The sequence below is a fragment of the Cryptosporangium arvum DSM 44712 genome, assembly GCF_000585375.1.
Lineage (GTDB): Bacteria > Actinomycetota > Actinomycetes > Mycobacteriales > Cryptosporangiaceae > Cryptosporangium > Cryptosporangium arvum.
Genome location: NZ_KK073874.1, coordinates 4,660,478 through 4,673,866 on the forward strand (window position 1 = coordinate 4,660,478; position 13,389 = coordinate 4,673,866).

A 13,389-nucleotide genomic window follows, 5' to 3' on the forward strand; every position below is an offset into this window, starting at 1 on the left:
GGCGGTGCTCCTTCGGGTGAGGGTCATCGGACCCAGCCGGTGTAGCGCTGGCCGACGCTCGGGGGCGCGGTGGGTGGCGGGGTGGCGGTGCCGACGGCCGCGGAGGCGGTGCGGATCAACCAGGTGTTGATCGAGACACCGGCGCGGGCGGCGGCCTGTTCGACCCGCGTCTTGAGGTTCTCCGGCAGCCGCAGGCTGATCCGGACCATGGCGTCGTCCTCGCTGTCGGCCACCGGGGGCGCGACCGGGGCGGGGGCCTCGGCCGCGTCGGGCGGTGGGGGCGTCACGACGAAGGACGGCTCGCGCTGACGGAGACGGAGGTCCACCGAGCCGGGCGCGAGGTCCCGGGTGATCTCGGTGGCCGCCTCGGACAGCGCGTCGAGCAACGCGAGGCGCAGCGCGGACTCGAGCGGGGCGGTGAGCCGCTCCGCCAGTTCCCGGGCGTCCTCGCCGCCGGCCGCCGCGGCCAGAGCGAGTTCGTGACGAACGGCGTCGACGTACGGGCCAAGTTCCATGACGTCATGGTGGCATCAAAGTGATGCCATTCGCAACCACGATGATGCCAAGCGGCGGCGGGCGGCGCGCGGGGAGTTCCGCCCCGTGAGGGGGCCGCAGTGGCGGCGTCGTGACGCGGCGCTCCCGGGCGCACCGTTTTTTGGAGGATTCCTACAACGGTTCTGCGGCACCATGCGCGGTCCGCTCCATTGGTGTGCCCTCCGGAATCGAGCAAGGTAGATACCAGTCTGTCTGTACTGGGAGATGGGGAGAGCGCGCCGGTGTTCAGTCGAGTGGCCATCGTCAACCGTGGGGAAGCCGCGATGCGACTTATCCACGCCGTCCGGGACCTTTCGGCCGAAACCGGGGTGCGGATCGAGACGGTCGCGCTGTACACCGACGCCGACCGGACCGCCACGTTCGTCCGGGAAGCAGACATCGCCTACCCGTTGGGCCCCGCGTCGGCCCGCCCGTACCTGGACCTCGCGGTGCTCGAGAAGGCGCTGCGGGACGTCGAGGCGGACGCGGCGTGGGTCGGCTGGGGCTTCGTCGCCGAGGACCCGGCCTTCGCCGAGCTCTGCGACCGCATCGGCGTGACGTTCGTCGGCCCGAGCGCCGACGCGATGCGCAAGCTCGGCGACAAGATCGGCGCGAAGCTGATCGCCGAGGAGGTCGGCGTCCCGGTGGCGCCGTGGAGCCGGGGCGCCGTGGCGACCCTGGCCGACGCCCTGGAGGCCGGTGAACGCATCGGCTACCCGCTGATGCTCAAGGCCACCGCGGGCGGCGGCGGCCGCGGTATCCGCCGGGTCGACTCCGGCGACGACCTCGCCGACGCCTACGAGCGCACCAGCCAGGAGGCGTTGCGCGCGTTCGGCTCCGGCGTGGTGTTCCTGGAGCGCCTGGTCACCGGCGCCCGGCACGTCGAGGTGCAGGTCATCGCCGACGGCCAGGGCACCGCCTGGGCGCTCGGGGTGCGCGACTGCTCGGTCCAGCGCCGCAACCAGAAGATCATCGAGGAGTCGGCGTCGCCGGTGCTCGGGGCGGCCCAGGTCGACGAACTGAAATCCTCGGCCGAGCGGCTGGCGGTCAAGGTCGGCTACCGAGGGGCCTGCACGGTGGAGTTCCTCTACCACCCGGGCGAGAAGCTGTTCGCGTTCCTCGAGGTCAACACCCGGCTCCAGGTCGAGCACCCGATCACCGAGATCACCACCGACACCGACCTGGTCCGCCTGCAGCTGCACGTGGCCGGCGGCGGTCGCCTGGAGGGCACGCAGCCGCTGGAGAAGGGCCACGCCGTCGAGGCCAGGCTCAACGCCGAGGACCCCGACCGCGACTTCGCGCCCGCACCCGGCCGCATCACGCGTCTGGCGCTGCCCGCAGGGCCCGGCATCCGGGTCGACACCGGCGTCAGCGAGGGCGACACGATCCCCGCCGACTTCGACTCGATGATCGCGAAGATCATCGCTTACGGCCGCGACCGCGACCAGGCGCTGGCCCGCCTGCGCCGCGCGATGCGCGAGACGACCGTGCTGATCGAGGGCGGCGCCACCAACAAGAGCTTCGTCCTGGACCTGCTCGACCAGCCCGAGGTGGTCGACGCGAGCGCCGACACCGGCTGGATCGACCGCGTCCGCGCCGAGGGCCGCCTGGTCAGCTACCGGCACGCAGGCGTAGCGCTGGCCGCGGCCGCGATCGAGGCGTACGAGGACGAGGAGGAGATCAGCAGGCAGCGGCTGTTCGCCACCGCCCACGGTGGCCGGCCGCAGGTCCGGCACGACCCGGGCCGTCCACTCGACCTGAAGCTGCGCGGGGTCGGCTACCGGGTCAGCGTGGTGCGGGTGGGCCGGCGGACGTTCCGGGTGGGGTTCGCCGACGGCGTCTCCGCCGACGTCGAAGTGGACCGGTTCGACACCCACAGCGGCCAGATCGTCGTGAACGGCCGGCGGTTCCGGCTGGTCACCGCGGTCCACGGACCGGTGCACCTGGTCGAGGTCGACGGGGTCACCCACCGGGTGAGCCGCGACGAGGGCGGCGTCGTGCGGTCGCCGGCCCCCGCGCTGGTCGTGGCGACACCGCTCACGGTCGGTGACGAGGTCGAGTCCGGCGCGCCGATCGTGGTGCTCGAGTCGATGAAGATGGAGACGGTACTCCGCGCGCCGTTCAAGGCCCGGGTGCGTGAGTGCCCGGTGTCGGTGGGCAGCCAGGTCGAGGCCGGTGCGCCGCTGCTGCGGCTGGAACCGCTCGGCGACACGGACGAGGCCGAGGCGTCGTCGGACGAGGCGGTCGAGATCGACCTCCCGGCCGCGCCGGCCGCCGCCACCGCGGACCGGTGCCTGCAGGACCTCCGCAGCCTCCTGCTCGGTTTCGACGCCGACCCGAACGACGCCAAGCGGGCCCTCTCCGACTACCTGTCCGCGCGCACCGACCTGGCGGGCGAGCTCGACCTGCTCACGGTCTTCTCCGACCTGTCCGAGCTCAGCCGCAACCGTCCCCGCAGCGAACTCGACGTGGAACCCGGCAGCCCGGTGCACAGCCCGCGCGAGTTCTTCCACAGCTACCTGCAGAGCCTCGACGCCGACCGCGCCGGGCTGTCCCCGGGCTTCCGCGCCCGGCTCGAGAAGATGCTGGCCCACTACGGCGTCAGCGGGCTCGACCGCACGCCCGAACTCGAGGACGCGGTCTTCCGCATCGTCCTCGCGCAGCAGCACGTCACCAGCAACGTCGCGATCGTCTCCGAGTTGCTGCGCCAGTGGCTGGCCGGCCCGCCGCCGGTGGAGGCGCTGAGCGAGCCGGCCGGGCTCACGCTCGCGCACGTCATCGAGGCGACCCAGGTGCGGTTCCCGACCGTGTCCGACCTGGCCCGGGGCGTGGTGTTCCGCTGGTTCGCCCAGCCGCTGCTGCGCCGCACCCGCGCGACGGTCTACGCCGAGGTGCGCGACCACCTGCGTTACCTCGACGCGCACCCCGACGCGCCGGACCGCGCCCAGCGCATCCAGTCGATGGTGGCGGTCGCCGAGCCGCTGGTGCGCCTGGTGGGCCAGCGCACCGGCCGCACCGACCGCGACCACGCGCCGCTGCTCGAGGTGCTCACCCGCCGTTACTACGGCAACCGGGGCCTGTCCGGCGTCGGCTCGCGCGACGTCGCCGGCCACCGGTTCGTCACGGCCGAGTTCCTCGGCTCCGACGACGTGGAGCGCGTCGTCACGACCGCGGTCGACATCTCCGGGCTGGCCGGTGCGCTCGAGGCCGTCGCGCGGTTCGACGGGCCGCTCGCCGCCGACCTCTACGTCACCTGGGACGACCAGCCCGACGCCGACGCGATGGCGGCACGGTTGGACGGCCTGGTCGCCGGGGTCGCGCTCCCGGACGGGGTCTCGCGGATCACGCTGACGGTCGCCGGGACCGCCGGTGCCCGCATGCACCACCACTTCACGTTCCGCCGGGGTGCGTCCGCGTTCACCGAGGACCGGCTCATCCGGGGCCTGCACCCGCAGATCGCCGAGCGGCTGCAGATCCAGCGCCTGCGCGAGTTCGACCTGACCCGCCTGCCCTCCTCGGACGAGGAGATCTACCTGTTCCGGGCGGTCGCGCGCAGCAACCCGTCCGACGAGCGCCTGATCGCGATGGGCCAGGTCCGCGACCTGACGCCGCTGCGCGAGACCGACGGCCGGCTGATCGCGCTGCCGGCGGTGGAGGACGCGGTCACCGCCGGGCTCGACGCGATCCGCGCGGTCCAGGCCCAGCGGCCGCAGAACAAGCGTTTCGACACCAACCGCATCATGCTCTACGTCTGGCCGCCGACCGACCTGTCGCCGGACGAGCTCGAGGCGCTGGTGCAGCGCGTGCTGCCGACGACGGCCGGGGCCGGCCTGGAGGAGGTCGAGTTCGTCGGCCGCCAGCGCGACGAGGCCGGTGACCTGGAAGAGCTGTCGGTGCGCATCGGCTTCGACCCGGGCCGGGGCATGCGGCTGGACGTGGGCGCACCGTCCACCGAGCCGATCCTCCCGCTCGACGACTACCGGCAGAAGGTGCTGCGGGCCGCGCGGCGCGGCACCGTGTACCCGTACGAGCTGACCGGGCTGCTGGGCTCGTTCGTCGAGTACGACCTGGTCGACGGCGCGCTCGTACCGGTGGACCGCCCGCGCGGGCGCAACAGCGCGGCGATCGTCGTGGGCGTCGTCACGACACCGACCGAGCGTTACCCCGAGGGCGTGACCCGGGTGGTGCTGCTCGGCGACCCGACGAAGGCGCTCGGTGCGCTGTCGGAGCCGGAGTGCGCGCGGGTGATCGCGGCCCTGGACCTGGCCGACTCGATGCGGGTGCCGCTGGAGTGGTTCGCGCTCTCGGCCGGTGCCCGGATCTCGATGACCTCCGGCACCGAGAACATGGACTGGGTGGCTGCCGCGCTCAAGCGGATCGTCGAGTTCACCCAGGCCGGGGGCGAGATCAACATCGTCGTCGCGGGCATCACGGTCGGCGCGCAGCCGTACTGGAACGCCGAGGCGACGATGCTCATGCACACCAAGGGCGTCCTGATCATGACGCCGGACTCGGCGATGGTGCTCACCGGCAAGCAGTCGCTGGACTTCTCCGGCGGCGTGTCGGCCGAGGACAACTTCGGCATCGGCGGCTACGACCGGGTGATGGGCCCGAACGGGCAGGCGCAGTACTGGGCCCCGAACCTGCCGGCGGCGCGCGACGTGCTGATGAAGCACTACGACCACACGTACGTGGTGCCGGGGGAGTCGGCGCCGCGCCGGGCGTCCACCGTGGACGCCGTCGACCGCGACATCTCCTCGTTCCCGCACGCGATCGTGGAGAGCGACTTCCGCACGGTCGGCGAGATCTTCTCGGCCGCGCACAACCCCGACCGCAAGAAGCCGTTCGACATCCGCACCGTGATGCGCGCGCTGTCCGACCAGGACCACCCGGTGCTCGAACGCTGGGCCGGGATGGCCGACGCGGAGACCTCCGCGGTGCAGGACGTGCACATCGGCGGCTGGCCGGTCTGCCTGATCGGCATCGAGTCCCGGTCGGTGCCCCGGCGGGGCTTCCCGCCCACCGACGGCCCCGACACGTACACCGCCGGGACGTTGTTCCCGCGCTCGTCGAAGAAGACCGCGCGCGCGATCAACGCGGCGTCGGGCAACCGGCCGCTCGTCGTGCTGGCGAACCTGTCCGGCTTCGACGGCTCCCCGGAGTCGATGCGCCGGCTGCAGCTGGAGTACGGCGCCGAGATCGGGCGGGCGATCGTCAACTTCTCCGGGCCGATCGTGTTCTGCGTGATCTCGCGCTACCACGGCGGGGCGTTCGTGGTGTTCTCCAAGGCGCTGAACCCGTCGATGACCGTGCTGGCGCTGGAGGGCTCGTTCGCGTCGGTGCTGGGCGGCGCGCCCGCGGCGGCCGTCGTCTTCTCCGGCGAGGTCAACAACCGCACCGCGACCGACCCCCGGGTGGCGTCGCTGCAGGCGCAGATCTCGTCGGCCGGCGGCGCCGAGCGGGCCGCGCTGAGCGCGCGCCTGGCCGAGGTGCAGTCGGGGGTGCGGGCCGAGAAGCTCGGTGAGGTCGCGGCCGAGTTCGACCGGGTGCACAGCATCGAGCGCGCGGTCGAGGTGGGCTCGGTGGACGAGATCGTGTCGGTCGCGTCGCTGCGGCCCCGGATCATCGCGGCGCTGGACCGGGGGATGGGGGTGTGAGCGTCGTCGTCATCCACACCGACGGGGCGTGCGTCCCGAACCCCGGGCCCGGCGGGTGGGGCGCCGTGCTCCGCTACGGCGACGCGGTGAAGGAGCTGCGCGGCGGCGAGGCCGGCACCACCACGAACAACCGGATGGAGCTGATGGCCGCGATCCGGGCGCTGGAGGCGCTGACCCGGCCGTCGCGGGTCCAGCTGCACACCGACTCCTCGTACGTGCAGCAGGGCATCACCAGCTGGATGGCGAAGTGGAAGCGCAACGGCTGGCTGACCGCGGCCCGCCAGCCGGTGAAGAACGCCGACCTGTGGGTGCGGCTGGACGAGGCGATCGGGGTCCACGAGGTCGAGTGGAAGTGGGTGAAGGGCCATGCCGGCGACCCCGGCAACGAGCGTGCCGACGAGCTCGCCGGCCTGGGGCTCCGCGAGAGCGTTGCCGCCGTCTGACACGATCTGAGCTGTGAAAACCGCTCGTCTGGGCATCGTCGTCGGATTAGTGGTAGTAGGTTTGGTGGCTTTTGTCGGGTGGCGGTTCGTGTGGCCGATGGTGGGGCCACCCGGGCCGCGCCCGGCGTTCCAGCTGCCGGTGCCGTGCGGCGAGCGCTGGCAGCTCGGCACGTACCCCGGCCACGACGACTACGACGTCGACTTCTTCCCGCTGGACGGCGAGGAGTGGGGGCGCCCGGTGCTGGCGTCGTTCGGCGGCACGGTGAGCGTCGCCGGGATCAACGGGACGCTCGGGGGCCGCACACCGTCCGACCCGTCCGGCCCCCGCGGTACCGGCGGCGGCTACTGGGTGACGATCGACCACGGGGGACAGTGGAAGACGCAGTACCTGCACCTGCTGGAGCCGCCGCTGGTCGCCGAGGGTGACCGGGTCACCCGGGGCCAGCAGATCGGCCGGCTCGGCAGCACCGGCAACTCCGGGGCCCCGCACCTGCACTACGAGCAGCGCCGGGGCTGGTCGAAGGTCGAGACCCACTTCGACGGCCGGCCCTCCGGCATCACGACCGACGACCGCGAGTACACGACCGTGCTCGTGAGCAGGAACTGCTGATCCGTTCCCCGATGCCGGGGTGGTCGGGGCACTGTTCACGAGGCTCGTTTTCGACGTCGGGCCGATGGTCGACGGGCGCAGGAGTACCGGCCGGCCCGGGCCACGCGGGCGTTGAGCGGCGGGGTGGCCGGGGGCCTCGCTCCGCTCCGCGGGCGTTGGGCCTGGGGCGTCGATCCGCCGCGCCGGCGTTCGTCAGTGGTCCGTCGCGGGCCGCTCGGGGATGAGGGGGCCGCCGAGGGCGAGGGTCAGGTCCCGTTGCGCGGGGTCGAGGCTCCGGCGGGCGGTGTTCACGAACGCCACCTGAGCCGCGACGAGCGCGCGCAGGAGCGTCTCCCATTCCTGCGCGTCGCGGCGGCCGCTGTGGACCCGCGCGTCCAGCTCCACGAGCGCGACCCCCACGGGCGTGAGCGCCGCGACGACCTCCTCGTCGGCGACGAGGCTCACCTCGGTGAGCGCACCACCCCAGCGCGACCAGTCCACATCGGTCGCCGGAAGGGTGCCCAGGTAGGCGCGCCGGAGATCGAACTCGACCCGCGCGTACTCGCGCAACAGGTTCCGGTACGCGGCGGCCTTGGTGTCCTTCCGCCAGTGCTGGCTCTGGCTGCGCCGGGTGAGAAACCCCCCGGCGAACACCCCCGCGAGCGTGCCGATCATGCTTCCCGCCACTGTCACCACCACGGTCCAGGACACACCCCCACGGTGCCGAACCACGCGGCGCCCGCGCAAGCTCCCAGCCGATGGCCGACGGACCCCGTCGCCTTCGCACGGCACCGGTCCGTCGATCCATCCGGCTGTGATGGGGCCGGGCCATCCGGCTGTGATGGGGCCGGGCGGCGTGGCTACCGGGGTTTGTTGGGGTCGGGTCGCGTGGCTATCGGGGTGTGATGGGGTCGGGTCGCGTGGCTATCGGGGTGTGATGGGGTCGGGTCGCGTGGCCGCCGGGCTGTGATGGGGCCGGGGTGCGTGGCCGCCGGGCCGTGATGCGGGCGGGGTGCGCGGCCGCCGGGAGAGGAGTCGGTCGGGACATCGGGCTGACGGGCCATGGAGCTGTCGCGCTCACATGCTGTCGGCCCACCGTTCCATCGTGCTGGGTGGCGGGGCTGTGGGGTGGGGCCTGCGTGGTGGGGCTGCGTGGTGGGGCTGCGATGCCGCTTAGCCGGTGGCCGCTGGGCTGTGGGGTTTCGGGCCTCAAGTGTCAGGGTCATCGAGCTGTCGCGCTCATCTAGCGTCGGTCCACAATCCGACGGGCTGCGGTGCCGCTGGTCCACTGGGCCGTTCGGCTGTCGACCATCGAGCTCTCGCGTTCAAACGATGCCGGTCCATCGGTCCATCGGTCCACCGGGCTATCGGGCTATCGGGTCGCGAGGCGGTCGGGCCGCGCCGCAGGGCCATCGGGCACCCCAGGCCGTCGAGTTGTCGTGCTCACAGGCTGGCGGTTCGCCGGTTCATCTAGCTGCAATGCGGCCGGGCCATCGGCTTGCGATGTCGCCGAGTAGTCGGGTCTGGGAGGCCGTTGGGCTGCGAGGCCATCGGCCATCGGCCTCCGAGCGCCAGGGCTGTCAGGCCATCAAGCTGTCGCGCTCATGTGGCGCCGGTCCAGCCCGGCACCGGACTGTGATGCAGTCGAGCTGTGCGGCCATCAGCTGCTGGCCGCTGGGGCGCCTGGCCATCGCGCCGCTGGGCCGTCGGGCTGAGGGCCGTCGGGCTGGAGGCCGGCGGACCGTCGGGCTGCGATGCCGTCAGGCCACGGGCTTTGCCGTCAGGCCACGGGCTTTGCCGTCGGCCCGCTGGCTTGGCTGTCTGGCTGCGATGCGCTGGCCGTCGGCCCGCTGGACCGACAGACCGCTAGGTCAGGAGGTGCGACCCGGTGGGCTAAGGGGCGAACGGGCTATTGGGGTTTGATTCGGGGTCGGCCCGGGTGGTTCGGGGCGGTTAGGCGTGGCTGGCGGCGGCGGGTGGTGGCGCGGACGGCCAGGCCGGCGGCGAGGAGGAGTAGGCCGGCCGCGGCGGAGCGCAGCACGGCCTCGCCGGTGAGGGGCAGGCCCGGGCCGGAGTCGAGCGGGAGGGCGCGGCTGAGTGGGTGGCCGGAGAGTGCGTTTCCCTGGGCGGTGACGATGTGGTGACCGTGGATCCCGGCGGGTAGCCGGGTGCGGAAGGTGGCTCGTCCGGTTCGGTCGGCTACCGCGGTGCCGAGGAGGACCGGGGTGGAGCGGAGCCAGAACGCGACGGGGTCGTCCGGGCGGAAGCCGACCGCGGTGAGGGTCAGCGTGCCGTCGCGGCGGGAGCCGGTGAGGTGGGCGGCCGGGCCGAGGAGGTCGGCGGGGGTTGCCGGGGCGCTCATGGGGCTGGGCGGTGAGGCGCCCGCGGGCGAGAGCGCGGACACGCTCACCCGGTAGACGGTGGTGTTCGTGAGGTTGCCGAGGACGCAGCCGGTCGCCGGGGCGGCGACGGTGCAGGCCTCGCCGCCGGGCTGTGCGGTGGCGGTGTAGGCGGACACCGGTGCGCCGTGGGTCGCCGGTGGGCTCCAGGTCACCGCGATCGCCTGGTCGCCCGCGACCACCCGCGGTCGCGCGGGCGCATCCGGCCGCCGCACCCCCGGCGAGGGGGCCGGCCCCGGCGACCCCGTATCGGGCGATCCCGGCCCCGGCGACCAGGGCGTCGGCGTTCCCGGCCCCACCGACTCCGAGGCCGTCGAGGTCGGCCCAGGCGATCCCGGCCCAGGCGATCCCGGCCCAGGCGATCCCGGCATAGGCGAGGTCGGCACGGGCGAGGCAGGCACAACCGAAGGCGTTACAGGCGTTCCCGGACCCGGCGTTCCCGGCCCCGGCGTTCCCGGCACCACTGAAGTCGGCGCCACCGTTCCCGGCGCCACCGGAGTCGTCGCCGGAGGAGTGGTCACCCCCGGCCCGCTCGTCCCAGTCGCACTACTCACCGGCCCCGTCGTCGTCACCACGGCTGTCGTCGTCGCAACCGGCGTAACGGTCGGCGACGGCACCGACCCCGGCGACGCCGAAGCGGAGTCGCTCGGCGTCACCGACGGCGCCGGCGCGGTGCGAACGATCGTGGCCAGAGCGCTCGCCGCCCCCGCGGTGATCGTCACCGTGTCGGTACCGTCCACCGCCCCCGTCGCACAGAAGCGGGCGGTCCCGTCGGCCTCACTCATCACCTCCCCCTCCCCGGGATTGGCGCCACCGACCCGGAAGCCCACGTACACCCCCGCCGCCCCCACCGCGGCGGTGACGCACGCGCTCGCGCCGGTGGCCACGGTCTGCGTGGCCAGGTCCGGCGTCACCGACGTCACGGTCCCGACCGGCGTCAACCCCGCGCCACCCGGATACGCGTACGACACGTAGTTGTGCGAGCCGTACACGACCACGCCGAAGCGAGCGTCGGCCCGGACGACGTGTGGTCCCTCGCCGACGCGCACCTGCGCCGAGGAGAACCCGCTCGAACCCACCGGCGCGAACGACCCGGCGGCCAGCGGGGCCCCGTCCAGCCGGACGCTGCTCACCGCCCCGGCCGGCACGGTCAGGTTCATCGCGTTGAACGGGAACACGGTCTGCGGGGTGTCGGGCAGGTACACGGGCACGCTGAACGCGTACTCCGCGAGGTACTGCTCGGCCGGCGGCACGAGCGTCATCGCGGGGTCGCCGTAGGTCCCGTTCAGGCCCCAGCCGGTGTACGCGCCGCGCACCAGGTACTGCGCGGCCAGGGCCGGCCGGCTGGTCGCGATCACCGTCCCGCTGTTGCCGGTGGTCCCCAGCACCTGCTCGAACGTCTGTCCGGCCGAGAGCGTCGCCACGACCGTGCCGTTCACGCGCACGACGGTGCCGTCGGCGTCGGCCACCACCCGCACCGGGTCGCCCCCGGCGTCCTTCGCGAACCGCACCGGCAGGAACGTCGTCCCCCAGGCCGACACCGGCGGCAGCTGTTCGAACAGCTGATCCGATCCGCCGCCGGACCCGATCACCCCGCAGTCGTTGCCGGCGAACACCGCGACCGGCGCCACGGCGGTCACCAGCGACCCGGTGACGTCGTAGCCCACCCCGGCGGTCACCGTGTACGCCTCACCCCGGTTCACGGTCACGACGTACGGTGTCCCGGCCGTGCGCGCGCCCAGACGCGCGTACGGCGTGACGGTCACCGCGGTGCCGTCCTGCGTGCCGACCACGATCAGGCGGCTCGGGCAGGACGCGCTGACCGTGCCGTAGGACGCCGCCCGGTAGCGCGTGCCGAGGTGCGCGGTGGGCAGCGCGGTGAACCCGTCCGCGCTCGTCGTGTTGGAGTTCAGACCCTGCACGCTCACCGGTTTCGCGGCCGTGACGTGGATGCCGACGTTCGTGGTGGCGTCGGCGCCCGAGGCCGCGAGCGTGGCGTCCACCGGGATGCGGGTGGGCGCGCCCGGAGTGACACCGAACGCGGTCGACGTGCCGTTGGGCCAGGTCACCGTCCCGGTCGTGGCCTCCGCGCCGGTCACGTACAAGAACAAGGCCACCGCACTCGTCGACGAGTTGCTGCTGAACGCCACCCAGAAGTCACTGCCGACGCTCGACGCGGGAGCCGCCGCCCGCGCGCCCGAGAACCAGAGCCCGGACACCACGACCCCGGACACCACGACGAGGCACAGCGCGACCACTGCGCTGAGTCGTCCCCGCCAAGCGCCCATAACTGCACAAATAGTAATTCACAGCAGGCCGGCCAGCCGGTACAGCACCAGCGAACCGGCCACCGCGACGTTCAGGCTCGCGCCGCTGCCGACCATCGGGATCTCCACCGTCACGTCGAGCACCTCCAGGGCCTCCGGCGGGATGCCGCTCTGCTCGTGTCCGAGGACGACCACGGTCCGGCGGCGCGCGGCCGGCAGATCGGCGAGCCGCACGGCCTCGTCGGCCAGCTCCACCCCGACGATCGCCGAGCCGGCCGCACGCTGCGTGCCCAGCCAGCCCACGACGTCCCGGCCGAGCCGGTGCACGCACGCCGGCCGCCGGAGCGTGTTCCCGCGGGCCAGCGCCTCGTCGACCCAGGGCAGGCGCGGCACGGCCAGGCACGCGCCGACCGCGTCGCAGGTCCGCAGCAGCGTGCCGAGGTTCGCGCCGTGCAACGGCCAGAGCGGCGCGGCGATCAGATGGTCCCAGCAGCGGTGCGGCCGGGCGCGTCGCTGCCGGCGCAGTTCACGGGGGCTGCGCACCCGGGGCGCGCTCACCGGAGCGCTACGACGACCGCCTCACCACCGAAAGTCATGCGGTGAGGATACGGGAGCGGCCCGGCGGAGCGCCTCCGGTTAAGTCACGGCTTGCGGGCCACGCCCGCGTACATCGCGGAGTCACCGTGCGGGACGCCGAGCGCCTTCTCGTCCGGGTGCCACTCGTTGGTGAGCGTGACCCCGGGATCGACCAGCTCGTAGCCCTCGAAGAACTTCTCCACCGCGCCCTTGTCGCGCAGCGCGACGAAGATGCCCTGCTCCCGGTACGCCGCGGCCGCCCGGTGGATACCCTCGCCGATGTCCCCGGTGGCGGTCGAGAGCGCGAGGAAACTTCCGCTCGGCAACCGGTCCATCAGGCGGCGGACCACCGCGTAGGCGACCTCGTCCGGGATGAACTGCACGACCGCGATCACCGAGAGCGCCACCGGCTGCGTCAGGTCGAGCGTGTCGGTGAACTCCGGCGACGACAGGATCGACTCCGGGTCGGTGAGGTCGGCGTCGACGTAGACCGTCCGGCCCTCGGCCGAACTCGTCAGCAGCGCCCGGGCGTGCGCCAGCACGATCGGGTCGTTGTCGACGTAGACGACGCGCGACTCCGGGGCGACGGCCTGGACCACGTCGTGCAGGTTCGGCGCGGTCGGGATGCCGGTGCCGACGTCGAGGAACTGCCGGATGCCGGCCTTCTCGGCCAGGTACCGGACCGCCCGGTTCATGAAGTACCGGTTCTGCTGCATCGACGTCCGCACGCCGGGCCAGCCCGCCAGCGACAGGTCACCCGCGGCGCGGTCCGGCGGGAAGTTGTCCTTGCCGCCGAGGATGTAGTCGTAGATCCGCGCGGAATGCGGTACGTCGGTCCGTAAGTCCACCCCGGTCTGCTCGGGGTCGGGCCTCATCCAGGCCGGGGTCGACGCGCTCATCGTCACCGAATCCTTCTCCGCGGCG

At 73.1% G+C, this 13,389-nt stretch carries 8 protein-coding genes; 3 read left to right on the forward strand and 5 right to left on the reverse strand.

Features of this window, described 5'->3' with window-relative positions:
• Positions 1-23: 23 nt before the first annotated feature.
• On the reverse strand, positions 24-515 hold the full coding sequence (locus tag CRYAR_RS20890; RefSeq protein WP_035853484.1) for a toxin-antitoxin system HicB family antitoxin: 492 nt from the start codon (positions 513-515) through the stop codon (positions 24-26).
• A gap of 261 nt (positions 516-776) precedes the next feature.
• Between CRYAR_RS20890 and CRYAR_RS20895 the strand changes: the two genes are divergently transcribed.
• From CRYAR_RS20895 to CRYAR_RS20905, 3 genes are read left to right on the forward strand one after another with little or no spacing between them, the layout of a single operon-like run.
• Positions 777-6,191 (forward strand): ATP-binding protein, encoded by a 5,415-nt coding sequence (locus CRYAR_RS20895; RefSeq protein WP_035853487.1) that lies wholly within the window; start codon positions 777-779, stop codon positions 6,189-6,191.
• Positions 6,188-6,634 carry a ribonuclease HI gene (rnhA, locus tag CRYAR_RS20900; protein WP_035853490.1) on the forward strand — a complete coding sequence of 149 codons (447 nt, stop codon included), beginning with the start codon at positions 6,188-6,190 and terminating at the stop codon, positions 6,632-6,634. The genes CRYAR_RS20895 and rnhA overlap by 4 nt, the downstream gene beginning before the upstream one ends.
• Before the next feature lie 13 nt (positions 6,635-6,647).
• Positions 6,648-7,244: a M23 family metallopeptidase gene (locus CRYAR_RS20905; protein WP_211247565.1), complete on the forward strand. Its 597-nt coding sequence runs from the start codon at positions 6,648-6,650 to the stop codon at positions 7,242-7,244.
• Between the two features lie 192 nt (positions 7,245-7,436).
• On the opposite strand, the gene CRYAR_RS43385 is transcribed toward CRYAR_RS20905, so the two are convergent.
• From CRYAR_RS43385 to CRYAR_RS20925, 4 genes are all read right to left on the reverse strand, one after another.
• Entirely contained in the window at positions 7,437-7,934 is a 498-nt protein-coding gene (locus CRYAR_RS43385; protein ID WP_157017931.1) for a hypothetical protein, read from the reverse strand.
• Positions 7,935-9,132: 1,198 nt separating this feature from the next.
• Positions 9,133-11,910, reverse strand: a complete 2,778-nt coding sequence (locus CRYAR_RS43390; RefSeq protein ID WP_157017933.1) for a fibronectin type III domain-containing protein — start codon at positions 11,908-11,910, stop codon at positions 9,133-9,135.
• 18 nt (positions 11,911-11,928) lie between these two features.
• Positions 11,929-12,447 (reverse strand): TrmH family RNA methyltransferase, encoded by a 519-nt coding sequence (locus CRYAR_RS20920; protein ID WP_035853494.1) that lies wholly within the window; start codon positions 12,445-12,447, stop codon positions 11,929-11,931.
• An 83-nt stretch (positions 12,448-12,530) separates the two neighbouring features.
• Complete coding sequence (locus CRYAR_RS20925; RefSeq protein WP_035865577.1) at positions 12,531-13,340, reverse strand: SAM-dependent methyltransferase; 810 nt, start codon at positions 13,338-13,340, stop codon at positions 12,531-12,533.
• Positions 13,341-13,389 lie beyond the last annotated feature (49 nt).